The organism is Niallia sp. Kr1 (genome assembly GCF_050389805.1).
In the GTDB taxonomy this organism is placed as follows: domain Bacteria; phylum Bacillota; class Bacilli; order Bacillales; family Cytobacillaceae; genus Bacillus_BD.
Genome location: NZ_CP130945.1, coordinates 355,681 through 381,098 on the forward strand (window position 1 = coordinate 355,681; position 25,418 = coordinate 381,098).

The 25,418-nt window shown below is 36.7% G+C and carries 25 protein-coding genes, 2 pseudogenes and 1 riboswitch; of the genes and pseudogenes, 23 read left to right on the forward strand and 4 right to left on the reverse strand.

What is annotated here, in order from left to right:
• The first annotated feature begins 34 nt into the window (after window positions 1–34).
• The 4 genes and pseudogenes from Q5760_RS01850 (at window position 35) to Q5760_RS01865 (ending at window position 1,817) form a co-directional block, all read left to right on the forward strand.
• Entirely contained in the window at window positions 35–421 is a 387-nt protein-coding gene (locus Q5760_RS01850) for an HAD-IIB family hydrolase (RefSeq protein ID WP_428910586.1), read from the forward strand.
• A 95-nt stretch (window positions 422–516) separates the two neighbouring features.
• Window positions 517–690, forward strand: coding sequence for a hypothetical protein (locus tag Q5760_RS01855; RefSeq protein WP_428910587.1), 174 nt, complete (start codon window positions 517–519; stop codon window positions 688–690).
• Between the two features lie 15 nt (window positions 691–705).
• A pseudogene (locus Q5760_RS01860) lies at window positions 706–885 on the forward strand (HAD hydrolase family protein); the annotation flags it as partial.
• 572 nt (window positions 886–1,457) lie between these two features.
• Window positions 1,458–1,817: a hypothetical protein gene (locus tag Q5760_RS01865; protein WP_428910588.1), complete on the forward strand. Its 360-nt coding sequence runs from the start codon at window positions 1,458–1,460 to the stop codon at window positions 1,815–1,817.
• 25 nt (window positions 1,818–1,842) lie between these two features.
• On the opposite strand, the gene Q5760_RS01870 is transcribed toward Q5760_RS01865, so the two are convergent.
• Window positions 1,843–2,358, reverse strand: coding sequence for a hypothetical protein (locus Q5760_RS01870; protein ID WP_428910589.1), 516 nt, complete (start codon window positions 2,356–2,358; stop codon window positions 1,843–1,845).
• 230 nt (window positions 2,359–2,588) lie between these two features.
• Here Q5760_RS01870 and Q5760_RS01875 point away from each other — a divergent pair, with 230 nt between their 5' ends.
• Both Q5760_RS01875 and Q5760_RS01880 read left to right on the forward strand, forming a co-directional pair.
• Complete coding sequence (locus Q5760_RS01875) at window positions 2,589–2,789, forward strand: hypothetical protein (RefSeq protein ID WP_428910590.1); 201 nt, start codon at window positions 2,589–2,591, stop codon at window positions 2,787–2,789.
• Between the two features lie 4 nt (window positions 2,790–2,793).
• Window positions 2,794–3,081: a hypothetical protein gene (locus Q5760_RS01880; protein ID WP_428910591.1), complete on the forward strand. Its 288-nt coding sequence runs from the start codon at window positions 2,794–2,796 to the stop codon at window positions 3,079–3,081.
• Between the two features lie 52 nt (window positions 3,082–3,133).
• On the opposite strand, the gene Q5760_RS01885 is transcribed toward Q5760_RS01880, so the two are convergent.
• Together Q5760_RS01885 and Q5760_RS01890 are read right to left on the reverse strand one after the other, a co-directional pair.
• Window positions 3,134–3,382: a hypothetical protein gene (locus tag Q5760_RS01885; protein ID WP_428910592.1), complete on the reverse strand. Its 249-nt coding sequence runs from the start codon at window positions 3,380–3,382 to the stop codon at window positions 3,134–3,136.
• 287 nt (window positions 3,383–3,669) lie between these two features.
• Window positions 3,670–4,860: an MFS transporter gene (locus tag Q5760_RS01890; RefSeq protein ID WP_428910593.1), complete on the reverse strand. Its 1,191-nt coding sequence runs from the start codon at window positions 4,858–4,860 to the stop codon at window positions 3,670–3,672.
• A gap of 702 nt (window positions 4,861–5,562) precedes the next feature.
• Here Q5760_RS01890 and Q5760_RS01895 point away from each other — a divergent pair.
• The 6 genes from Q5760_RS01895 to Q5760_RS01920 all read left to right on the forward strand — a co-directional run bounded on the left by Q5760_RS01895 (window position 5,563) and on the right by Q5760_RS01920 (window position 14,283).
• Entirely contained in the window at window positions 5,563–7,917 is a 2,355-nt protein-coding gene (locus tag Q5760_RS01895; RefSeq protein WP_428910594.1) for an FtsX-like permease family protein, read from the forward strand.
• Window positions 7,918–8,069: 152 nt separating this feature from the next.
• Window positions 8,070–8,837 (forward strand): ABC transporter ATP-binding protein, encoded by a 768-nt coding sequence (locus Q5760_RS01900; RefSeq protein WP_428910595.1) that lies wholly within the window; start codon window positions 8,070–8,072, stop codon window positions 8,835–8,837.
• Between the two features lie 266 nt (window positions 8,838–9,103).
• Window positions 9,104–9,205: riboswitch (purine riboswitch) on the forward strand.
• Between the two features lie 124 nt (window positions 9,206–9,329).
• Window positions 9,330–10,472, forward strand: coding sequence for a BMP family lipoprotein (locus Q5760_RS01905; protein WP_428910596.1), 1,143 nt, complete (start codon window positions 9,330–9,332; stop codon window positions 10,470–10,472).
• A gap of 176 nt (window positions 10,473–10,648) precedes the next feature.
• Window positions 10,649–12,133, forward strand: a complete 1,485-nt coding sequence (locus tag Q5760_RS01910) for an ABC transporter ATP-binding protein (protein WP_428910597.1) — start codon at window positions 10,649–10,651, stop codon at window positions 12,131–12,133.
• A gap of 39 nt (window positions 12,134–12,172) precedes the next feature.
• The gene (locus Q5760_RS01915) at window positions 12,173–13,324 is read left to right on the forward strand and encodes an ABC transporter permease (RefSeq protein ID WP_428910598.1); all 1,152 of its coding nucleotides are present in this window, start codon (window positions 12,173–12,175) and stop codon (window positions 13,322–13,324) included.
• The gene (locus Q5760_RS01920; protein WP_428910599.1) at window positions 13,324–14,283 is read left to right on the forward strand and encodes an ABC transporter permease; all 960 of its coding nucleotides are present in this window, start codon (window positions 13,324–13,326) and stop codon (window positions 14,281–14,283) included. Before Q5760_RS01915 ends, Q5760_RS01920 begins: the two co-directional genes overlap by 1 nt.
• A gap of 93 nt (window positions 14,284–14,376) precedes the next feature.
• Here Q5760_RS01920 and deoD read toward each other — a convergent pair whose 3' ends face one another.
• Window positions 14,377–15,081 (reverse strand): purine-nucleoside phosphorylase, encoded by a 705-nt coding sequence (gene deoD / locus Q5760_RS01925; protein ID WP_428910600.1) that lies wholly within the window; start codon window positions 15,079–15,081, stop codon window positions 14,377–14,379.
• 386 nt (window positions 15,082–15,467) lie between these two features.
• Between deoD and deoC the strand changes: the two genes are divergently transcribed.
• From deoC to Q5760_RS01980, 11 genes and pseudogenes are all read left to right on the forward strand, one after another.
• Entirely contained in the window at window positions 15,468–16,112 is a 645-nt protein-coding gene (gene deoC, locus Q5760_RS01930) for a deoxyribose-phosphate aldolase (RefSeq protein WP_428910601.1), read from the forward strand.
• Window positions 16,113–16,329: 217 nt separating this feature from the next.
• Entirely contained in the window at window positions 16,330–17,520 is a 1,191-nt protein-coding gene (deoB, locus tag Q5760_RS01935) for a phosphopentomutase (RefSeq protein ID WP_428910602.1), read from the forward strand.
• 587 nt (window positions 17,521–18,107) lie between these two features.
• Complete coding sequence (locus Q5760_RS01940) at window positions 18,108–19,190, forward strand: hypothetical protein (RefSeq protein WP_428910603.1); 1,083 nt, start codon at window positions 18,108–18,110, stop codon at window positions 19,188–19,190.
• Window positions 19,177–21,345, forward strand: coding sequence for a molybdopterin oxidoreductase family protein (locus tag Q5760_RS01945; RefSeq protein WP_428910604.1), 2,169 nt, complete (start codon window positions 19,177–19,179; stop codon window positions 21,343–21,345). The genes Q5760_RS01940 and Q5760_RS01945 overlap by 14 nt, the downstream gene beginning before the upstream one ends.
• Window positions 21,346–21,906, forward strand: coding sequence for a 4Fe-4S dicluster domain-containing protein (locus tag Q5760_RS01950; protein ID WP_428910605.1), 561 nt, complete (start codon window positions 21,346–21,348; stop codon window positions 21,904–21,906). It begins immediately after the preceding gene.
• An 11-nt stretch (window positions 21,907–21,917) separates the two neighbouring features.
• The gene (locus tag Q5760_RS01955) at window positions 21,918–22,445 is read left to right on the forward strand and encodes a Rieske (2Fe-2S) protein (RefSeq protein ID WP_428910606.1); all 528 of its coding nucleotides are present in this window, start codon (window positions 21,918–21,920) and stop codon (window positions 22,443–22,445) included.
• Window positions 22,435–22,626, forward strand: coding sequence for a hypothetical protein (locus tag Q5760_RS01960; protein ID WP_428910607.1), 192 nt, complete (start codon window positions 22,435–22,437; stop codon window positions 22,624–22,626). Before Q5760_RS01955 ends, Q5760_RS01960 begins: the two co-directional genes overlap by 11 nt.
• Before the next feature lie 5 nt (window positions 22,627–22,631).
• The gene (locus Q5760_RS01965) at window positions 22,632–22,943 is read left to right on the forward strand and encodes a hypothetical protein (RefSeq protein ID WP_428910608.1); all 312 of its coding nucleotides are present in this window, start codon (window positions 22,632–22,634) and stop codon (window positions 22,941–22,943) included.
• On the forward strand, window positions 22,930–23,217 hold the full coding sequence (locus tag Q5760_RS01970; RefSeq protein ID WP_428910609.1) for a hypothetical protein: 288 nt from the start codon (window positions 22,930–22,932) through the stop codon (window positions 23,215–23,217). The genes Q5760_RS01965 and Q5760_RS01970 overlap by 14 nt, the downstream gene beginning before the upstream one ends.
• Window positions 23,210–24,695, forward strand: a pseudogene (locus Q5760_RS01975) (nitrate/nitrite transporter). Before Q5760_RS01970 ends, Q5760_RS01975 begins: the two are co-directional and overlap by 8 nt.
• Before the next feature lie 43 nt (window positions 24,696–24,738).
• Complete coding sequence (locus Q5760_RS01980; RefSeq protein ID WP_428910610.1) at window positions 24,739–25,410, forward strand: sensor histidine kinase; 672 nt, start codon at window positions 24,739–24,741, stop codon at window positions 25,408–25,410.
• Window positions 25,411–25,418 lie beyond the last annotated feature (8 nt).

Here is a 25,418-nt window from a genome sequence, read left to right on the forward strand (position 1 = left end):
ATTTTCTCCCTTTTATTTATTTAGGAGAGAAAGTGTGAAAACAAAAGTTATTTTTTTAGATATTGATGGTACGTTGTGTACTCCAAATGGGGAAGTTCCTGACACTGCCGAAAAAGCTATACAACTAGCTAGAAAAAATGGTCATAAATTGTATCTTTGTACCGGACGCTCAAAACCTGAAATATTAGATCGTATCTTATCGATTGGGTTTGATGGGGTGATTGGTGCTGGAGGTGGACATATTGAGATAGGAGGCAATATCGTACATCACCAAACAATGGCTGAAGATTCAGTCCGAGAAATCATTGATTATTTCGATAAAAATGGAATTGGTTATTATATAGAATCTAATGAAGGTCTATTTGGAAGTGATAACTGTAAAGAGGCTATACGAGCTAGTGTTACCAATGGTTATCACTAAGAATAGTGAGGCTTATTTAAAAGCGGATAGGGAGTTCCATTGGTTCTATGAGTTATTAGACCAGTATCAAACCAAAAAAGGTTGATTATAGAAAGGTGAATAAGATTTCGTTTATTAGTAACAAAGATCTCCCTTTCGAACAAATAAATAACAGGTTTCAAGACAAGTTTGAAATTTATCGTACAACTGTTCCTCAATTTGGTCCAGAAAGTGGGGAAATCGCTGTAAAAGATGTGAATAAATTTACGGCTATAGAATTTGTTCTTTAATACTTAGGTGAGGATAAAACGAATACGATGGCATATGGTGATGGAAATAATGATATAGCCATGTTTGAAGCTGTTGCATATGGAGTGGCAATGGAAAATGCCTCAGAACAATTAAAAAAAGTTTCAAAAGAAATTACATCTAAAGCAGAAGAAGATAGTATATATAAGAGTTTTAAATTAAATGGTTTGATTTAAGACAGAATTAGATTAGTAAATTAAAAGGATTAAGATTCAATTGCTTTCAGCATCCCCTGAAACATAAATCACAGCACTTCATGCATTGCCCGCCTCATAGACTTAAGACATGCAGAGTGTGCGAACAACTACAACAGACTAAATATCTAAAAATGCTAACATTTTACTAACACTCGATGGGAGGCCTCTCATAAGTTCGCCGAACTTTTGAGAGGCTTCTTTTTCATTTCTTGCGTAACAAGAGATACATATTTTTGGTAAATTTGATCATCGGAATGCTTAACCGTGCATGAACTGCTCTAAGTAACTTGAAATGTACAGGATTGATTAGCCTAAGAAGTAGGAAAGAGGTACAAACAAATAAAAAAGCCCATGTTTATATGCAAACATGTCCCTTTTTATTTATATTCCGATAATTCTTTGTTGGGTGGTGGTGAGCACCTTTACATTTGTTATAGAGATTTTTATACTAACTGCTAATTAAGACGCATAAAGTTTTTATAAATAAATAATATGCTTAAAGTAGTTATGGATGTCATTTTGTATCAAATCAATTAGAAATGGGGGAGTTTATGTTTAAATTCTTTTTCTTTAAAAAAAAACAAAAAGAAGAAAATATAAACCCTCTGATATTAACAAAATTGGATCGAATTATTGAGTTGTTAGAACAAAAAGAAAAGGGAAGTGAAGATAAAACCATTCAGATTGACCATTTGGAAAATCTAACCTTTCAGTTGGATAATCTTGATATTGATGTGCTAAGCGGAAAATTGATGATAGGAAATAATATTATGAGTAAGGAGAATTTGTCTGAACTTGATCTAAAGATTAATAGTAGTTTGTTGAAAAAAGAATCTTTGTCAGAAACATCCGCCCCCAAAGAAAATATTGTGAAAACCTCTAAAGGTTATCGCTTCCGAAATGATCTTTAGATGAATTTATCAACTTCAATGATTGTCACAAAGTTTTACCATGTTCAATGTTTGTAATTTTAATGTCTTGGTCATCAATCGTTCCATCTACCATATCCTGGTCATGTACGAAATTTACATTATGACTAATCTGATTTTCGTGCCCAAATAGATTACCTACAGAATAATTTATTTTGTCATTGCTATCTATTCCATTTATATGTCCCTTACCAATACTAATGGAGTTACTATGCGACATTGCGTTAACATTTACACTTTCAAGGGTAAAATTCGTTGTATGATTGTCGTTTGGTTGTTCAACATGCAGATTTATGTCACGATCATCAATTGGGGTATCTACCATATCAGGATCATTTAAAATCAACATATTGTATAGGAGCAGATTAGACTGTCCGCTGATACTTCCAATCACACGATTCTCTTTTCCATGGGCACTCCAGCCAATCGCTGAGTTCCGCTCTCCAATAAATATACCTGATTGCCTTTGCATCGTTTGTACATGTATATCGCCGGTAAAGTCAATATTCTTGGATCTTATCATCTAGGATTCACCACGTTTGATCAATTTTCTAGTTCATTTTTTGTATTGTATGTTCAAGAAGTGAGTATGGTGATATGGTCCAAAAAATGAGAGTGACATTCCGCTAGAGATTTGAATATCTTACATAAGAAAAGTGGGCGTTATGCCGTTATATGATAAGTTTTGCATTTCAAATGGCTACCGAGTAATAAGTATTTAAATACATTCAAGTAAAAGGAGAAACGGTTAAAATGATCAAATTAAAGCTGGGGAATATTGTAGTAACAAGTCTCGGCGATACTTCTGGTTTTTTTATAGGTGAAACGAATACACATAAAAATTTTCGTTCAAATAAAGTGATCACTGAAGTTGTTGGAGACTTATCTGGCAGGGAAAATACAGTGATAAAAAATAAATGGGTTAAAAATATTCTAGAATGGAAGGGAGAATAAATAATTGGAACCAGCTATTTTATCTCCAACATTCCAGATTGGAACGATTAATATTGGGGTAATTGAAAGTGCCTCGTGTTTTAGCATCGGTAACAATTTTATTGAAGACTTTCAAAATAGTAAACAGCATAACCAGGGACTTGGAAATATTCATGGTGATAAAAATAACCTTGCTCATATGAAAGCATCACTATCTAAATACGAGCAAAGTCCAACATCAAAAAAACAACAGGAACAAAAGATAAACCCAGACCTTCATAAAAATACAAAAAAACAACAAACCCTTGGCTGATGAAAGGGTTTGTTGTTTTTAGATTCGATGAATAATGTATATTTCATATAGCTTAGATATTTCCTCCAAAATTAGGTTTAATATCTTGATCAAAGATTGCTCCGTCTACTGCTTCAAAGCTATCTGAAATATTATTAAGATTTCCAGTGATGGCATTGCCAAAACCGTACGTACCACCAAGGTTTAGGTTTTGTTTTCTGTTGGCATCCATACCATTAACGACTAATTCGCCTACTTGCACTACTGAGTTTGGTTGGGGAGAATTGACATTGAATACTCCTAAATTGATGACTGAAGGCACATTTTCCACTCCCATTCTATGCTTCTTATAAGCTATTCTATGGAAGAATAATTGTTTTGTGACGACCCTAGTACCAGAGATCCTTTAATATAAAAGCGAAACCCAACCATTAGTAAGCAAATAGTCAGTAATTAAAAAAGAAGTATCAGAGAACTACTAATGTCTTGATACTTCTTTTTTAATTTTTTATAAAGGGATTACTGTAATCTCATTAAGTATAGCATGGAAAGATTTTTGTCCTTCTGGAGATACCATAAGAAGCATGCTAAACGTTTGTTGCTTCTCATTTATGCTAATTTCTTCTGTTTTTGATCTAAAACATGACTAAAGAAAGTTAGCAGACTTGCACATACTGCAACTACCCCACCGACCCAGGCTACATTCATTAAACTTCCTTGATGGTATACAATTCCGCCTAATGCAGAACCAAAGGCGATCCCTGCGTTACTAGCCACTGGCATAAGTGAAGCGGCGAGTCCTGTTGCTTTTGGCTGATAAATTTTTGCAAGGTCTATTAAATAAAGTTGAGTAGATGTTGTTAAGAGGATGGCCATTAACGACATCAAGCCAATGTTTACCAGTCCTAAAATAAAATGATTTGTAGTCCAAAATAAGCCTGTTAGAACAACTGCCTGAACGAGAAAAACAAACCGGAGGCGACCGATTGCATTGTGGCTGGCAATTTTACCAGCGAGGATGTTGCTGAAAATCGAGATAAATCCGTAACCAAATAAGATTAAACTAATGAAGTGATTGGGTGCTTCCATTTCCTTCAAGATAGGAACAAGGTACGTAAAGACGGTATAGGTCGCACCAAACCCGAGAGCAGGAATGAAAAAAGCCATCAAAATTCGAGGCTTGGTCAATAAAGAAAACTGATCCCGTATCGAACTGCGCATTTGGCTGAGTCCATTAGGCAAGACGAAAAAGGATGCAAAAAATGCTAATCCTCCTAGGAAAGTAGTGAGTATGAAAGTGGCATTCCAGCCGTACCATTCGGCGATGACAGTGCCAATGGGCACTCCAACGACATTTGCTAGTGTGAAACCACCGAAAACAAATGATATAGCAAGTCCACGTTTTTCGATCGGCATAGTTTCACTTGCAACAATCATGGCTAGAGAAATTAATACCCCAGTTACAATCGCCGTCATAATCCGAAGTACAAGGAGCATGATGTAGCTCGTCGAGATTACGCATAAAGCATTCAGGATGATGAAAGCTCCTATCAAACATAACATCCATTTACGCTTTGGAAAATGACTGGTTACTGACATCACGATAGGTGTACCAATGGCAAACGTAATTGCAAACGCTGAAACGAGTGTGCCTGCTTTTGCATTTGTCATATGAAGGCTTGACGAAATATCTGTTAAGATTCCGACAATAATAAATTCACTTGTCCCAAGAACAAATGTTAATAAAGTAAGTGTTAAAATGAGCAACCAATGTCGCTTGGATAATCTTGTGGTGTGCATAAATACCTCTTTTCTTAGATGCATGTAAATGTGTTACGTAGTAGATACACAACCCAACCATCATACCATAAATTATTTTTGCGAGAAAAATCCTTTTTTATCAAATAGTGGTTAATGGGTTACATAACAACAGAATATTCCCATTAAAAATGTTACAGTAAGAATTAAAATATAGTCTGAATATGAATGGGTTTATGAGTAAGATGAGAGTGAAATACTAATATTTTGCCATTATAGCGAATAGTAAAAAGAGACCTCTCATAAGGTGAAAAAATTTGTGAGTGGTCTCTTTTGTATGTTTCCTCATCTTGGATGTGTCCTATGAATTTACATGTAAAATTTTTCAATAAATTCGAGTTTCCCTCCATCAGGCTTGCCTCATGCAGTTGTTGTTACTCTTTCTATTTCCTCCCTTGAAATCAATTTCTCTCTAATATCCCCCTATAGTGAATCTGCTAAAATAGGGCTTCGGACGTAGTAACGAGTTAGGCTCTAGATGGTTAATTTAGCCAGTGTCATCTTGTATGATTACTCTAGTAAGTCCAATAATCATTCAATTCAAGTCTAATAATACACGAGAATGTAAGAATATTATTCATTTAAAAAGCAGATGGAAATGATCCTTCTGAAGAAACGACAAAGATGGATAACAACAAGGGTCGAATAATCAGAATTTTATGATTTGGGGAGGGGGAGAAAATAATGTTTTTGAAAATAGTCAAGAATGATTTCCTCAGAAACAAGATTGTAACAATGACCGTATTTGTATTTATCACGATGGCCGTTATTTTAGCAGCGAGTGCTATTAACAACATGGGTAATTTGATTCAGGGGATGTCAGATTTTCAGGAGAGTGCGTCACCATCTGATATAACGGTAATGCATGCTGGAGAATACAACCAATCTGAAATTGACCTATTCACAGATCAATACCGTAACCATATAGCAATGCAGGAAACGATGATTCTTCAGAATATAGATGGGGGCAATATTCAGTTTGATAAAGATCAAACGATGGCTGGAACGATTCAGGATATTTCATTTGTCGTACAAAATAAAAAATTTGATTTTATATTGGATCTAAATAATGAAAAGCTAGATATACAGGAAGGTTTCGTTGCCGTCCCGATCTATTTTATGGAACTATATGACTTAAGTATAGGTGATACGATTACGGTGAAAAGCGGAGAGTATGAGAAGGATTTTGTCATTTCAGATTATGCAAGAGATTATGAAATGAACTCTTCCATTACTTCTTCAAAACGGTTTGTGATCAATCAGAATGACTATGATCAAATGCTAGAAAAGCATACTGGGGAACTAGAATATCTGATTGAATTCAAGTTGCATGAAAACGGGGACTCTGCTGCTATTCAGACTGCCTATCACGAAGCAGGACTACCTTCAAACGGTCCTATAATGGAAGGTAAGATATTTACGATGTTTAATGCCATGTCTGATATGGCCGTTGCAATTGTTATTATTTTTATCAGCATTCTGCTCATTGCGATTGCTTCACTTTGTATCAGACTTACATTTTTAGCAACGATTGATGAAGATATGAGAGAAATTGGCGTTATGAAAGCAATGGGGATATCCAAAAAAGATATAAAAAAAATCTATTTTAATAAATATAGAGTCATTTCCATAGTAGCAGGTATGATCGGTTATCTCTTGTCCTTTACAGCGGTAAATCTGTTAAACGATAATTTGAGACTTTATATATCTTCCGATTTATCAGGTAACTTAAAATATGTATTATCTCTTGTAGCTCCATTTCTTGTATATTTTATGATTGTGGTGTACTGCAAGCATGTATTGAAAGGAATTGATAGGATTTCTGCAGTGGAAGCTTTACGAAAAGATTCTATGAAGCAAGGAGACAACCGAAAATACAGTTTTCCGCTGCTAAAGAACAAACTCTTCAGCACTAATATTTACATGGGGTTTAGGGATGTATGGAAACGATTTAAATTATACAGGCTGCTGTTTGTTATTTTTATTGTTTGTACGTTTATTGTCATACTCCCTGTGAATATTTATAACACCATGAAATCACCGGAATTTTCCACGTATATGGGAATAGGAAAACACGATATGAGAATCGACCTTCGAAGAACCGATAATATTACAAAGGATTTTATAAAACTGCAAGAAGAGTTGAAAAATGATGTTGATATTGAAAAGTTTGCAGCTTACATTACAAGTTCTTATCAGGTTAAAAATGTGGAAGGTTCCTGGGACTATATAAATATTGAAATCGGAGATTTTTCCGTATTTCCATTAAAATATCTGGAAGGCAGGGCACCGCTTGGTGAAGGAGAAATCTCGCTTTCCTTTGCCAATGCCGGAAAAGACGGATTAAACAAGAAAGTAGGAGATGAAGTAACTGTCAGGGTTGGAGGGGAAGAACATACATTAACCGTTACGGGTATTTATCAGGATATAACAAATGGGGGGAAAACCGCCAAAGCGCATAATAGTCTTAGGGTAAATGAAGAGGCTGTTCTTTGGTACATTGTGAGCATGGATTTGGCTCAAGGTGTTGATATTCATGAAAAGATGAGCCACTACCAGCATGCTTATAGCTCGGCGCAAGTAAATGATATCAAAGAATATACGCAGCAGACGCTTGGTAATATCATAGAGCAGATGAGGACTGTAGTGATAGGCGGAATCGCCATCGCGATCATTATAGCTGTATTAATTACGACATTATTCCTTCGAATGTTATTAGCAAAGGATATATCTCAAATTGCTATCATGCGAAGCGTGGGGTTAACTTCAAAACAAATTAGTCATCAATATATGACAGGAACAATGATGGTCCTGGTAATGGGAATTATTTTTGGTGTACTCGTTTCGAATTATCTAGGAGAGTTTCTGATAAGTATGGTCATGTCCTCGATGGGAGCAGCAAAAATTGAATTTATCCATATTATCTGGCAGACCTGGTTGCTTTGTCCGTTAGCTCTGATTATAGCAGTTGGATTGACGATATTTATGTCCTGTAAGATCGCTGTAAAAGATGATTTATCTGTCATTTTAAGAAGCTAACAGTACTGAAAGGTACGGGTAGGATGGGATTTTTTCTGCTGATTTGGAATAAATCTTCTGGGTATAGACATTAACTACTTCTTCTTGAAAAGGCATTCCAGCCCTCTGAGGAAATAGAATTGGTTATTATATTTAGCATGGGAGGAATTTAGATGAGCCATATAATAGAAGCAAGAAGTTTAAACAAAAAAGTAGAATTAGGAAAAGAGAATGAGCTTCATATCTTAAAGGATGTAAACTTGGAGATAGAAGAAGGCGAATTTATTTCGGTTATGGGACCATCTGGAAGTGGGAAATCAACGCTGCTATATAATATAAGCGGTATGGATAGAATGACCTCTGGTAGTGTGACATTTAAAGGAAGAGAAATTGCCAGCTTGACAGAAGAAGAACTGGCTCAGCTTCGTTTGAAAAACATGGGATTTATTTTTCAGGATATTAATCTCTTAAAAAACCTATCATTGATTGACAATGTGATGTTTCCTGCTCTTGCACGAAGAGATGCGGATAAAAATAGGGTATATGAAAAAGCAAAAATACTATTGGAAATGACAGGGATTGAAAACCTTGCAAATAATACTATCACTCAAGGCTCTGGCGGACAACTGCAGAGAGTCGGCATCTGTAGAGCATTAATAAATGACCCGGATATCTTATTTGGAGACGAACCGACTGGAGCCTTAGATTCCAAATCGACAGATGAGATCATGTCCATCCTTGCAGAAATTAATAAAAAGGGGACAACCGTAATGCTCGTTACCCATGATGTAAAGGTAGCAGCAAAAACGGAAAGAATCTTATTTATGGTAGATGGAAAAATTGTGGCACAGAAGAGAATGAGTAAATTTGATGCACTGCAAGACGATATGAGGCTAAGAGAAGAAACCATTATGAAATGGTTAGTGGAAAATGGGATCTAATTTTAGGACCATTTCCAAAAATTCATATAGGTAATTGATTAGGTGAGTTGAAATGAAAAGTGAAGAATCGCTTTGGGAAATTTTTGATTAGTCCATCATTATATTAGGATATAAAATTTTGAGTATACTAATATGTAGATACGGGATGGACTTATTAGTGGTCAATAATTTGCACTACTCACTCAATTACCGAACATTAGATTATTTTTTTTAAAAAAGTATTCGTGTTTTATTGACAGTAGGAATTTCTGCTGTTAATATGGGGTAGTAAAAATTAAATTCAGTCTCGTATAATCCTGGGGATATGGCCCAAAAGTTTCTACCAAGCTGCCTTAAATAGCTTGACTACGAGGTTTTGTAAATAAAAAGAGATAAACGTATGATTTATTCTTGTTATTTACCTACCTAAAGTCAAGCTCCGGTATATCTCGGGGCTTTTTCTTTTTTTACAGGAATCTATTTCAACATAAATCATATTGGGGGATTAATTCAATGAAAAAAAGCACTAAGAGAATGTTAATGGTATTAATCATTACTTTCATGACTGCTATTATAGCTGCATGTGGAAATGACTCAGCTAAAGAAAATGAAACAAGTAAAGACGGATTAAAAATTGCCATTGTGACAAGTCCTTCAGGCGTTGACGATGGTAACTTTAATGAAGATAACTATAACGGTATATTAAAATTTATTGAAAATCATCCAACAGCGACAGTGAAGGCAATTAAAGAAGAATCAGGTGATCCTGCTGCGGCTGTACAAGCTGTTGCTGATATTGTAGCTGATTATGATGTCATTGTAACACCTGGGTTTCAATTTGCTGGAGTTTCTAGTATTGCTGTAGAAAACCCTGATAAAAAATTTATTATAAATGACTCTCAGCCTGCACCTGTAGGGGATCAAACAGAATTCGATAATATCTATGCGATGAATTTCGCTGAACAAGAAAGTGGATTTTTTGCAGGAATGGCCGCAGCACTTGAAACAAAATCCAATAAAGTAGCGGTTGTAAATGGGATAGCGTATCCTTCAAACGTAAATTATCAATTCGGCTTTGAATCTGGTGTAAATTATGCCAATAAGGTTTATGGGAAAAATGTTGAAGTTGTAGAATTATCAGGTTATGCAGGGACAGATGTAGAAGGTAAAGATGTAGGTGGTAACTACGCAAGTTCTTTTGCAGATCCAGCAACAGGTAAGATTATTGCGAATGCATTAATTGATAAAGGTGTTGATATTATCTTCCCGGCAGCAGGTGGTACTGGAAATGGTGTATTCACAGCAGCTAAGGAAGCTAAAGGCGATGTCAAAGTAATTGGTGTGGATGTTGACCAATTCGATGAAGGTACAAATGGTTCTGAAAATATCGTGTTAACATCTGCGGTAAAATTTATGGCTATGAATATTGAAAAAGCATTAAACTCTGTTGTTGATGGAAGCTTTAAAGGTGGAAATGTCGTTCTTCATGCAGATACAGATTCAACTGGTTTCATAAAAGAAGAAGGTCGTCATCAATTATCAGAGGATACACTTACTAAAATGAATGAAGCTTACGAGTTAGTTAAAGATGGTACCATCGTACCAGCATCTAATTTTAATGGCCATACTCCTGAAAAGTTTCCGGGGTTACAATAAGTAAATAATGTGAATTTCCTTCAAAGGGAAGTCTTGTATCTCGTTAATAGGGGATACTAACTCAAGATAGAATTTGACCCTATAGAAGTTTATCGTTTCCTAAAGTTTATGTATAATAGGGAACGATAAACTTCTTTTAAATTATTTTTCCTATTTTTTAGATAAGGAGACGAATGATGTCTGATTATATTGTAGAAATGAAGCATATAACCAAACGATTTCCCGGTATAGTGGCAAATGACGATGTGACCATTGGTATTAAAAAGGGAGAAATTTTTGCCTTGCTTGGGGAAAATGGTGCAGGTAAGTCAACCTTGATGAGTATCCTAAGTGGCATGTATGAACCGGATGAGGGAGAAATTTTTATTCGGGGAGAGAAAGTGCAAATTAGTTCACCTAACCACGCGGCTAAGCTTAATATTGGAATGGTCCATCAGCATTTCAAGCTCGTCTCTGATTATACGATTACAGAGAATATCATTTTAGGGATAGAGCCTATCAAAAAATTAGTAGGTCTTTTTCCATACGTAGATATTAAAAATGCTAATCGAAAAATTGAAGAATTGTCTAAGAACTTTGGTTTAGAAGTGGATCCTACGAAAAAAATAGCTGATCTTACCGTTTCTATGCAGCAACGGGTAGAAATTTTAAAGGTGCTTTATCGTGAAGCGGAAATCCTTATATTTGATGAACCAACGGCTGTTTTAACACCGCAAGAAATTGAATACTTACTCGGTATTATTGAAGGCTTGCGCAACAGTGGAAAAACAATCATTCTAATTACACATAAGCTAGAGGAAATTAAGAAAGTAGCCGATCGATGTGCGGTATTAAACAAAGGTAAATTGGTTGATGTACTAGATGTAAAGGAAACCTCTACCAAGCAAATGGCCCGACTTATGGTCGGAAGAGAAGTGAACTTCGAATCTGAAAAAGCCCCTGCTGTATTTAAAGAGGAAGTATTGAAGGTTGAACATATAACCATTAGAAATGAAGATGGATTTGAAGTAGTCAAAGATGTATCTTTTACCATCCGTAGTGGTGAAATATTTGCTATCGCCGGGGTTGCTGATAATGGTCAAGTTGAAATAGCTGATGCCATTGCAGGATTAACGAAGGTTAGTGAAGGGAAAATATTCCTTGAGGGTAAGGACATTACGAATGAAAGTATTAGAAAAAGAACAGAGGCTGGAATTTCCTATATACCTGAAGACAGACAAAGCTTTGGATTAGTATTGGATTTTGATTTATCAACTAATTTAGCACTAAAACAGTACTATAGGGAGCCCTTTTCTAGAAAGGGAGTCTTAAACAAAGAGGAATTTGAGCAGTTTGGCAGTAAGCTGATCGATAAATATGATATTAGGAGTGGACAAGGGATTAAGACGCAAGTTCGCTCAATGAGTGGTGGTAATCAGCAAAAAGCCATTATTGCACGCGAAATCGAATTACAATCACCGCTTATGATTTTCGTACAGCCAACACGAGGAGTAGACATTGGTGCGATTGAAAATATTCATAGAATGATGATTCAAGAACGAGATCAAGGAAAGGCAATCTTACTTGTTTCATTAGAATTAGATGAGATTATGAATGTAGCGGATACGATTGGCGTTATCTATAATGGTCAACTTCAAAAATTGCTAGTAGTGAATCATTAACGACGAATGAAGTCGGTGAATATATGATGGGGGCAAAGCATGGATAAAGATAAAAGAAAAAATATCTTAAGTAAAAATCTTATTCGACCAATAAGTAATGAGAAGTGGCAACCTATCACACTTCCATTATTCTCTATATTAATAAGTTTTATTGCTGCAGCTATTGTCATCTTGATTATTGGTAAAAACCCTTTGCAGGCATTTTATAACTTATTACAAGGGTCAGGAATCTTGCCTAAGCCTTCATATGCTGGCTATAAAAGCATGCTGACTGATTTTTTGAGTCTACTAAATGCCATGACGCCGCTAGTGTTTGCCAGCTTGGCAGTGGCTGTTGCTTTTAAAGCAGGGCTCTTTAATATTGGGGTTTCAGGCCAAATGCTCGTCTCCGGATTTTTGGCGACGGTTATTGTCGGTTACAGTGGCTTAGATGCCGTAATTGCAAAGCCTCTTGTGCTGTTAATCGGAATAATCGCTGGAGGATTAATGGGAGGATTAGTGGGGTGGCTAAAATATAAATTTAACATCAATGAAGTAGTCTCCACGATTATGTTAAATTATATTGCTCAATATGTTATAAGCTTTTTTATTCAAATGTATTATGTTGATCCGATTTCTAGACAATCCAAATATATTTCAGAAGAGGCAAGATTAACTTTAGTCAATGTTGAAATAGCCAACTTGAAAATGGATATTCCATTGGGCTTTATAATAGCGATCATAATCGCTATTATACTAAAGTTTGTCATGGACAAAACGGTGGTTGGTTATGAAATTAAAGCGGTAGGGAACAACCGCAATGCAGCAAAATATGCCGGAATTAATGTCGGAGGAAATACCGTGTTAGCCATGGTGATTTCAGGAGGTTTGGCAGGTCTTGCAGGTGTCACCTATTATCTAGGTTATTTTTCTTCCATCCAACCAAAAGTATTATCAAGTATCGGTTTTGATTCCATTGCTGTATCACTATTAGGAAACTCTCATCCAATAGGTGTTATTTTTTCATCATTTTTAGTATCGATTATTGATCAAGGAAGCACGTATATGAGTTCACAGGCTGGAATTAGACAAGAAATATCTTCTGTTATCATCGGGCTAATTCTTTTGTTTAGTGCATGTGGTGAATACTTGAAGCATAAAGTCAGTCGGGTAAAGGAAAAAGAAGTGGAACGAAAGGAGAGTGAATCATAATGGATACAGTAATTATTGATGGATTATCCTTTGCTCTGCCTCTGTTTATTATTGCCATTGGTGGGATTTATAGTGAAAAAAGTGGCATTATCAATTTAGCGCTTGAAGGATTCCAAGGTTTTGGTGCATTCATTGGAGCGCTATCAGCTGTTTTAATTGCAAATGCTACGGGTATTGATATTCAGAATCTATTTTACGTGGCGTTACTATTTTCGATGATTGGCGGAATGCTTTTTTCCATCATCCATGCTTTACTAAGTATTAAGTTTAAGGCAAATCAAGTGATCAGTGGTGTCGTAATTAATATTTTAGCGTTAGCACTAACGACTTTCTTAACGACACAAATCAATGCACTTGTGTTTGGAACAGCTTCAGATAAGTTTCAATTAGGTGTATCGGAGCGATTTACGATTGCAGGTTTAGCTGACATTCCAGTGATCGGAGCGGTCTTTACGAATGTATATCCGTTCGAAGTGATTATCATCGTGATAGCCTTTTTTGCGTGGTATCTTTTATATAAAACTAAATTTGGCATGCGCCTAAGAGCGAGTGGGGAAAATCCTCATTCAGTTGATACAGCAGGTGTAAATGTAGCGAAAATTAGGTTTTCTGCGGTTCTTATTTCAGGACTATTATCAGGTTTAGGCGGCATGTGTTTTGCTTATTCGATTTCAGCTAACTTTTCTTCAAATATTTATTTGGGATATGGATTCTTAGCCATTGCCGCACTAATTTTTGGGAATTGGAGAATTCTCCCTACTTTAGTGGCTTGTCTTTTATTTGGTTTTGCAAAATCCGGGGGAGCATTTATTGCTCAGTCAATGGCATTACCAAGTAGTTTCACCGATTTGTTCATGACTCTACCGTATGTATTAACGTTATTGTTATTAATCTTTTTCTCTAAATCAAATCGTGCTCCGAGAGCATTAGGTGAGATTTATGATAAAGGAAAGAGATAGATTAAATTTTCTAAGTAGGTTTTTGGGGGTTCTCTCATCAGAGAAAAGAAAGATAAAAGGAAAGCTAACTCTGTTAGCTTTCCTTTTATCTCTTTATTCTTTTATGACAGCATCTAAAGCAACCTCAATCATTTGGTTAAATGTTGTTTGTCTTTCTTCAGCAGAAGTCGCTTCACCTGTTATAATATGGTCACTTACAGTTAAAATGGACAGAGCTTTTCTACCATATTTTGCTGCTAAAGTATAGAGGGCGGCAGTTTCCATTTCAACTGCTAAAATTCCATATTGAGCCCATTTTTCGTGTTCTGCATATTCGTCATAAAAAATGTCTGCACTGAATACATTACCGACTTTTAAATTCAGTCCTTTTTCGGTGCCGACGTCATATGCTTTTTTCAATAAATCAAAATTAGCTGTTGGAGCATAATCCATTGCTCCAAAGATTTTTCGGTTCATTTGTGAATCGGTCGAAGCACTCATTGCGATAATGACATCGCGGATCTTAACACTTTTTTCAAAGGCTCCACAAGTACCCACACGGACTAAATTTTGAACGTTGTAATCTTTCATTAATTCTGTTGCATAAATTGAAATCGATGGAATCCCCATCCCTGATCCTTGCACAGAAATTCTTTTACCTTTATATGTACCTGTAAATCCAAGCATATTGCGAATTTCGTTATAACAAACGACATTCTCTAAGAAATTTTCAGCAATATACTTTGCCCGTAAAGGGTCACCTGGAAGTAAAATGGTTTCGGCAATATCGCCTGGTTTTGCTCCGATATGTGTACTCATAAATAACACTTCCTTGTATTTTGTTTTTGATTTTTATGGAGAAATAAGAGAAGGTATTCTGGTATCAATGATTAGTTTTAGGAAACTGTGAAAAAGTTATTACATAATTTATAATGGTGATATATGTAAGTTGTTTTACTAGAAACCATTCTCTCTTTTCCGATATTTTTTCTAAAGAAGAAATATACCATGTTATTCAACGTTTGTAAAAGATAAACTCGGAACATGAGTGAAAATACTAATTAATTCGCAAGCCGATAGTGGGAAAAGATATTTATATAAAGAGAATTATTAGTAACAATTGGACATAAATAGTATCGATGAATTTTACATGTGTTCAAAAGAAAATTATAATGAAATAAGAACGGTAAGAAAGGAAGTATTTCATGGAAATATCAAAAATAATTGACCATACAAATTTAAAGGCATCTTCGAAAAAAGAAGATATCCTTAAGTTAATAGAGGAAGCGAAGAACTATCATTTTGCTTCTGTTTGTGTGAATCCAACATGGGTAGAGTTAGCTTCACAAGAACTAAAAGGTACGGGTGTAAAGGTTTGTACCGTTATTGGCTTTCCATTAGGTGCTAGTACAAAGGAAACGAAAATATTTGAAACGAAAGATGCGATTGCCAAGGGCGCAGAAGAAATAGATATGGTTATCAACATAAGTAAGTTAAAAGATGGAGAGTACGACTATGTTGAGGATGAAATCGCTGGCATTGTTGAAGCATCTAAGGGAAAAGCTTTGGTAAAAGTAATTATTGAAACATGCCTATTGACAGATGAAGAAAAGAAAAAGGCTTGTACTCTAGCTGTTCAAGCAGGGGCTGACTTTGTAAAAACATCTACAGGATTCTCAACAGGTGGTGCAACAGTAGAAGATATTGCTTTAATGCGTCAAACAGTAGGAGAAACTGTAGGAGTAAAAGCATCAGGCGGTGTTCATTCAAAAGAAGACGCTTTGGCTATGATTAAAGCCGGTGCAACAAGAATTGGTGCAAGTTCAGGAATTGCGATTGTTTCTGAATAATAAATAATAAAAAAATTGAGGTATCCCTCAAAGTAGAGGTACTAAGCACACCACTGCTATCTATTTTTCGGAATGCCAAGTACCTCTTTGGACTATCTCAATACATGTACATACATTTGAAGAAAATGTATGTATTTTTTATTCATTATTATATATATGACATTTTTGGTGTAGGACGAAAAATATACTCAAATCAAGCTAATAGGAGGATTAACAAATGGGACATTCATTTAAACGGATTCATGTCATTGTGGTGGACTCGGTTGGTATCGGTGAGGCACCTGATTCGGCTCAATTTGATGACATTGATGTTGATACGCTTGGACATATAGCTAGAGAAAAGGGAGGACTAAATTTACCGAACTTGGCAAAGCTCGGTTTATCCAATATTCGTAAAATTGAAGGAGTTCCTGTTACGGAGAAGCCAATGGCTTATTTTGGAAAAATGCAGGAAAGATCTGCGGGCAAGGATACGATGACAGGGCACTGGGAAATTATGGGTCTATACATTGATACGCCGTTTCGCGTTTTTCCAGATGGTTTTCCACAAGAGTTGATCAACCAGATTGAAGAGTTTTCTGGTCGAAAAGTGATTGGAAATAAACCAGCAAGCGGTACGGAAATCATTAAAGAACTAGGTGAAGAACAACTGAAAACAGGAGCATTGATTGTATATACTTCAGCTGATTCCGTTCTTCAGATTGCTGCTCATGAAGAAAAAATCCCGCTTGATGAATTATATAAAATTTGTGAATACTGTCGCGAAATTACACGTGATGATCCTTATATGTTAGGGCGCATCATTGCAAGACCTTTCATTGGTACTAGTGCAGATAATTTCCAACGTACTTCAAATCGTCATGATTATGCACTCAAACCTTTTGGTCCGACTGTTATGAATCATTTGCAGGATGGTGGTTTAGATTCTATCGCAATTGGGAAAATTTCTGATATTTTCGATGGTGAAGGGGTAACCGATGCGATTCGGACGATATCCAATATGGACGGTATGGACAAATTTATAGAATGTCTAGACTGTGATTTCCATGGGATGAGCTTTACAAACTTAGTTGACTTTGATGCGTTGTATGGTCATCGCAGGGATCCAATTGGATATGGTGATGCATTGGAAGCCTTTGATGCTCGCCTACCTGAGGTTTTTGAGAAAATGAAGAACGACGATTTGCTGATCATCACAGCTGATCACGGGAATGATCCAACTTATAAAGGAACAGATCATACTCGTGAATATGTACCACTCTTAGTCTATTCGAAACGTTTAGAAGGCGGCAAAGACCTTGGAGTACTTCAAACTTTTGCCGATTTAGGAGCAACTGTCGCAGATAACTTTAAGGTAAAAATGCCACATCATGGTACTAGTTTTCTAAGTCAATTATTTGAAGGATAAGAGGATTAAATAAATGGAGAAGACGGGCCAAACAAAACATAAAGCGGATTAAAATTCACCCTTTCTACCTGTTTTTACCATTCGTTTAATACAAACTTGCTTATTATTCGCTACAAACATTAAGACCTTTCATCAGTTAAATAAAACTGGAGGGAGGTCTTTTTCTTTACATTAATTATTTGGTCCACTTCTAATTTCCTCTAAATAACAGAGTCCAACCTGTTTCTGTTTTGTTAAATAGCTTGGTGGCGCTATTATCATATAAAAGTTCAAATTTCTACTAATTCCCGGGAAATATCGACAAAATTAGATGATCCTATGTATCTAAGTGATCTAACCCCTGACTGAAATATAAACGATTTTTTTATTTAAGAAAGTTTTTAATTATAGAGTAGATTGCCTTCTGCAATCTACTTTTTTGCTTGAAAGGGTTCAAATAATTGGTTATAGCTCAATATGTAACAGAGCATGGGCTGAATTTATGAAAATAAGGGGATTTCACTTTCATAATAGGGAGTTCCCCCGATATATATAAGATGCCTTGGGTCTTACAATAAGGATAAGAGTTGTGATTGGGAGGGTACGTCATGCAAGTAAATATTGAAACAAATCAAAAAAAGAAAAAATCGCTTAATCAAGCTTTCGCATCCCGTTTCGCCAAGTCTATGTTTTTGGCCGTTTGTGGTCTAGCAATCTTGTCTTTTATTGGTACGAGGATGTTTACGCATATCGATCTAAACCTTTATGGCTATATGGTTGGAACGATTGTCTTTCTAGGAGGATTTTTCTATCGCTTTATTGCCTGGGCGGAGAGACCGCCGACAAAATTAATCATTAAAAAAGGAATCAAACTGTTATTTAGAAAATCTACACCGAAAACATCAGTAGAGCACCTGGCTACATACAGATTTATTTGGAATAGGGGAATTTACCGATGGACACAGCACGTGTTAATTGGCTGGGGATGTGTGCTTGCTATATTAGTAACCTTCCCACTTGTGTTCGGTTGGATGTACTTCACAATGGAGGATAATGGCTACTACAACATTATCATGCTAGGTATGCAAGTTATGACGGTAAAGGCTGATGGCCTTATTGCTAATCTATCATACAATGCGTTGAATATCTCAGCTGTGATGGTAATCACGGGTGTGAGTATGGCTCTTTACCGACGATTGAAAAACATGCAGGCAAGAGCGGAACAAAAATTTCTATATGACTTTCTTCCATTATATATGCTGTTGTTAGTGAGCATTACAGGATTAGCACTTACATTTATGAATATCTTTTTACACGGCGCAGGGCAGCCAGCCATGTCGTTAATCCACCAATGGTCTGTCATTATTACTTTAATCTATCTTCCATTTGGTAAACTTGCACATATTCCATTCCGTCCAATGAGTGTTTTGGCTAGAAATTACAGAGAGCATTATAGCAAACAATCGATGAAAAATTGTAAAGTTTGCGGAGATGAATTTGTTTCAATCGAACAATCAAAAGACGTTGTTGATGTTATTGGAGAGAACGATATTGAATTTAAAACGAAGGAAGGCTTCCATCTTGCAGAGCTATGCCTTCCATGCCGAAGAAAATACCGGATTGCGCAATTCTCCGGTTTCGCGACCCATGAGGTAAAAGTTAAGGAGGCAAACCAGAATGCAAAGGGATAAGTTTTTTAGAGAAATAGAGAATGTAAGACATCCAAATGAGACATTAGTTAAAACGCATTGTTCCTACTGTGGAATGCAATGTGGGATGAACTTAAGAGTCGATACTAAAACAAATCAAATCATTGGGGTTGAACCTCGTTATGACTGGCCCGTAACACTTGGGAAAATGTGTCCAAAAGGAGTTACAGCTTATCAACAGACAAACCATGATGATCGGATTTTAAAACCACTTATTCGGAATGATGCTTCTCTAAAAGGAACGAAAGAGGGATTTCGTGAGGCTAGCTGGGATGAAGCATATGAATTAATCGCAAACAAATTTACTGAGCTTCAAACTAAATATGGAAAAGACACCCTTTCTGTTTTCAGTGGTGTTTCGATGACAAATGAAAAATGTTACCTAACAGGGAAGTTTGCTCGTGTAGCTCTCGGAACACGCTATATCGATTATAATGGTCGCTTTTGTATGTCAAGTGCCGCTGGTGGGTTTCTTCGTTCTTTCGGCGTTGATCGAGGTTCAACATTACCTTGGACGGACATTCATGAAACAGACTGCTTATTTATTGCCGGAAGCAATACGGCGGAATGCCATCCAACCTCGATGTTCCGTGTGTGGAACGTACAAGAAAGAGGAGGTTATCTTATTGTTGCCGATCCTCGTGAAACACCATTGGCAAGAAGAGCAGATGTCCATCTAGATTTAATGCCGGGGACAGATCTTGCACTGGCAAATGGAATTTTGAATCTATTAATTCAGAATGGGTACGCTGATGAAGATTTTGTAAATAATCATACAAATGGTTTCCAAGAAACAAAAGAACTAGTGAAGGAATTTACACCTGAATATACGAGTGAGCTAACAGGGGTAGATCCTGAAAAAATCATTCGTGCTGCAGAGATTTACGGTAAAGCTCCAAATGCGGTCGTGATGTTTGCTCGTGGAATTGAACAGCAACATAAAGGGGTTGATAATGTTTCAGCCTATACCAATATGGCTTTAGTTACAGGTAAAATCGGACGTCCAAAAGCAGGAGTGGCAACCTTCACTGGTCAGGGAAATGGTCAAGGTGGGCGTGAGCATGGTCAAAAGTCTGATCTATTACCAGGCTATCGAAAAATTACAAACCCAAAACATGTTGAGGAAGTTTGTGAGGTATGGGGAATTACTCCAGAAGAAATGCCAGAGCCAGGTATTTCAGCTTACGAAATGTTTGAACTAATGGAACAAAAAACAATTCGCGGGTTGTATCTATTATGCTCAAACCCTGCGGTTTCCGCACCAAATCTTAATTTTGTAAGAAAAGCCTTAAAAAATTTAGACTTTATGGTATGTGCAGACTTTTATTTATCTGAATCTGCCGAGTTTGCAGATGTAATTCTCCCTTCTGTTACTTGGTCTGAGGATGAAGGAACAGTAACGAATCTTGAAGGTCGAATCATAAAAATTAACAAAGCCCAAGAACCAATAGGAGAATCGAAGCCAGATTGGCAAATGCAAGTAGAGCTTGCAGAACGCCTAGGCAGAGGTAAATACTTCTCTCATCTGAAAACAGCTAGAGATGTAGCAGATGAGTTCAGACTTGCAAGTAAAGGCGGTTACGCCGATTACTATGGTGCTACATGGGATAAGATTGACAAACAAGACGGCGTATTCTGGCCGTGTAAAGATGAAAACGATACAGGAACTCCTCATATGTTCTTAGATAAAAAATTCTATCATCCGGATGGAAAGGCTAAAATCTGTGCATTGCCATATCGTCCTCCAGCAGAGGAGCCTGATGAACAGTATCCCCTTCGTTTAACAACGGGACGTGTTGTTTATCACTATCTATCAGGAAACCAAACGAGAAGAATCCAGTTTCTTCGTGATATGTGTCCAGAACCGTATGTCGAAGTTCATCCGGAAACAGCAGCAAAGTATGGGATTGAACATGAAGAAAGAGTCCGTCTTTTTACTAGAAGAGGCGAGGCTATTTATAAAGTGAAAATGACAGAAGCGATCCGAAAGGACACGGTCTTTGTCCCATATCATTTCGGTCACGAGCAATCTATTAATCTATTAACGATAGCAGCGCTTGATCCAATGTCGCGTATGCCGGAATTCAAAGCATGTGCCGCTCAAATCGAAAAAGTTGAAACAAAGAAGGTGCTTTAAGTGCAGAAGAGGTTGTATATCGAATTAGAAAACTGTATTGGATGTCGTTCATGTCTAGCGGCATGTACACAATGTGGAGGACATGAACAACGTAATCGAAACTATGTGTATGATGTAAATCCACTTGTTAACCGACAAACGATGCCACTCATGTGCCTTCATTGTGTGAACCCGGCATGTGCAAGAAGTTGTCCAGCTCAGGCAATTCAAATTCATGAAACAGGGGCAGTTTTATCAGCATTGGTGGAAAAATGTATCGGTTGTCAAAACTGTACCATTGCTTGCCCATACGGCATCCCGAAATTTGATACAGAACAAAACTTAATGTATAAATGCGATCTATGTATCGACCGAACCAAAGACAACATCCCGCCAATGTGTGCGAGTGTTTGTCCGACTAATACCCTTCAATGGTTGACTGAAGAAGAAATTGAAAACAAGAAGAAGCAATACAATCTAGATAATGGCAAATGGGTCACAAGTTTGCCGTATCTTGAAGGCGAAACAAACGTGAAAGTAAATCTCCCTGGCATTTTACAGGGAACAACAAAGTTGTTTTAGGAGGGATTCCAGTGCCGTCAGATAAAAATAATCAAGTTCCCTTTAACGAGGATAATTATACACATAATATTGAGCGGAATAATGAAAGAAAGCTTGACAGACGTGGATTTATGAAAACGTTAGTCGGTGCTGCAGGGCTTTTCGCGGTTTCTTCTCTGCCCTGGGGGGCTGTAGCAGCGAAGGAATTGATGGGGCTTGGAGATAAAGAATATCCCCATAAAAAAATTACAGATGTTAGTAAATTGCCGGTTGGGGACGCAGTAGAGTTTACGTTCCCTGGAGAGCACGATGATGCGATTTTGATTCGATTAGCCGAAGATAAATACGTTGCCTATCAAAATGCCTGTACACATCTTCGCTGTCCTGTTTTTTGGGTAAAAGAACAGGGGGAAATGGTTTGTCCGTGCCACCATGGTAAATTCAATGTCGAGACAGGTGTACCAACTGCTGGACCGCCTAGACGTCCACTTCCTGAAGTTCAAGTGAAAGTAGAAAATGGAGCAGTGTATGCAGTAAGGGTGAAACGATATGAAGCTTAGAGTTGCAGGAGTCGTTATTCTTTGTGCCATCTTAATGCTTAATATTATTTTTACTCAGTATATGGTTCATCAATATTACTACGAAAATTATGTAAATACGTTAATCTTTGGGGGATTAAATATCCTTTTATTCCCTGTGTCAATTTACGTGTACAAAAAAACAAAAGACGTAAAGGCGTGAAGAAAATGAACAGTGAAACATATCTTGATTTTTGTTTTGTAAGAGGTGCTAAAGGTGATTTTGCTGCTGAAATTCATAAGATCCTTACAGACCTTTTTAAAGATATTCGTCTAAACTGGTATTTAGATGAAAAAAAGAAAGATGGAGTCGAAATTGTTGTCGCTGAAGTGAAAGGCATGAGTAAATGGGGATCTGAAGAAGAAACGATTGAATTTATTGAACAGCATGCAGAAGAAAAATTCTGGGAATATTTGCAAGGGTATCAGATGTATATATATCCTCCAAAGAGAGGGTGCGGTAGCTGTGGATCCCGTTAAGATAGAAGATTTACAAACTTATGTTTTAGAGAAGGTGCAGGTTGCGATCCTAGATAAAGATGGTGAAGAGCAAGCACCTTTTATTTCAAAAACGATACAAAAAATCCAACCGTGCCCAGATCACACTCATTTGCGTATTTATTTTGATTCTCGTACCTTTTTTGCCATCCCGCTGACATCAACCGTTTCTAGAAATGAAAATGAGTGGTCGGCTTTTGATCAACAATCAGGATTGCGATATGTAGTTAGAAAAGAGAGTGAAAATCATGATTAAAAAAGTTCAACTTCCCTTACAAACCATGAATCTTATTGTTGGATTTATGATATGGGTATTAATATCTTCCCTGCTTCCATTTATTAAAGAAGATATTATGATCCCTGAAAGTCAGCTGGCCCTTGTTACAGCGGTTCCAGTCATTCTCGGTTCTATTCTTAGGATTCCACTTGGGTTTTATGCGAATCAGTTCGGGGCAAGGATGCTCTTTCTTTTGAGCTTTATTCTCCTTTTATTCCCAGTTTATTATATTAGTATTGCCAATTCACTCATAGATTTACTGATTGGCGGTTTATTTCTTGGAGTCGGAGGAGCCGTTTTCTCTGTTGGAGTAACTTCCCTACCGAAGTATTATCCAAAGGAACGCCATGGTTTTGTAAATGGAATTTATGGTGCCGGAAATCTAGGAACAGCTGTTTCAACATTTGCAGCTCCCATTTTAGCTACAAAATTTGGCTGGACCGTTACTGTTCAGTTCTATCTTGTTATCTTAGCGATTTTTATCCTCTTAAACTTTTTCTTAGGGGATAAAAGAGAACCGAAAGTAAAAACTCCTTTCCTAGAACAAATAAAAGGGGTTTATAAAAATGAAAAGCTCTGGCTATTAAGTTTGTTTTATTTCATCACCTTTGGATCATTCGTTGCATTTACCGTATACTTACCTAATTTTTTAGTCTCAAATTTTGAATTAGATAAAGTGGATGCAGGGATAAGAACTGCTGGTTTTATCGTGGTTGCGACTCTTATGCGACCAATTGGAGGCTGGCTTGCGGATCGCTTCCATTCTTTAATTCTACTTATGTTCACCTTTGGAATTTATACGATTTCAGCTATCATTCTATCGTTTGCGCCATCGCTATACAGTAGGATGTTTAACCATTGCTTTTTGTGCGGGGGTAGGGAACGGAGTTATTTTTAAATTAGTACCCATGTATTTCCAAAAACAGGCTGGTATTGTAAATGGAATTGTATCGGCAATGGGAGGGTTAGGAGGATTTTTCCCACCAATCCTTTTATCATTGTTGTTTAATGTTACGGGTCATTATGCGATTGGTTTTATGGCATTATCACAGGTTGCTCTAGCAAGTCTAATATTAGTGATCTGGATGTATTTTCAACAAAAGGTAGGACTAGCAAAAGAAATAATTGAGCATACTGTCGAAGGAATAATGGTTACTGACACAAACGGTAAGATTATTTCCGTAAATCCTGCTTTTAATGAAATCACTGGTTATCAAGAAGAAGAAGTAATTGGGAAAAAACCAAATATATTGAAATCAGGAATTCAATCAAAAGAGTTTTACAATAATCTTTGGAAATCGCTCGAAAAAGATCAATTTTGGCAAGGTGACATATGGAATCGCCGGAAGAATGGAGAGAATTACCGTCAATGGTTGACCATTAGCTCCATTAAAAATGATGCTGGAGAGGTTGTCCAATACGCTGCGATGTTCAGTGATATATCAAGATCGGAATGATAAAGAAATATAACGAATTGATGTTGTAATTGAGCAGTTAACTATGGGGAAAGAGAGATGGATTAAAATGCAGCCGGACAAAAATAAAATCAGTTCCTATATTATTCAATCGCAGGAACAAGAAATCAAACGGATTGCTCTTGAACTTCATGAAGGTGTGGGTCAGACTCTTTATAGCGTATATTCTGGTATGCAGTTTATTGAAAGTGCAATAGACCAGCCAGAAATGAAAAAGTATGTAGAAGATATGACCCATATACTGGAAAAGACGATTCAGGAAGTTAGGCTGTTGGCTGTAGAATTGCATCCTCCTACCCTTATAACACTCGGGTTCATTTCTGCTATGAAAAGTTATTTAACTATCTATACAGCAACTTACGGAATTGAGGTGGACCTTGAGGTTTTAGGGAATGAAGTTCAACTCTCCGAAAAGGAGAATATTACCTTATTTCGCGTCTGTCAGGAAGCACTAGCAAATATTGCCTTATATGCAGATACTTCAAAGGCCAAACTAACTGTTACTTGGGAACATGACAGGTTATTAATTGTGATAAAGGATTTTGGTAGTGGCTTTGATGTAGGCAAGGCATTGAGTAAGGCAACTGGTTTGTCTGCTATAATAGAAAGAATGTACTTAATTAATGGAAAATGTATAATATCTTCCCAAATAAATGAAGGGACAACGATAGAAATTGCCCTTCCGTTAATATATTAAATATAATA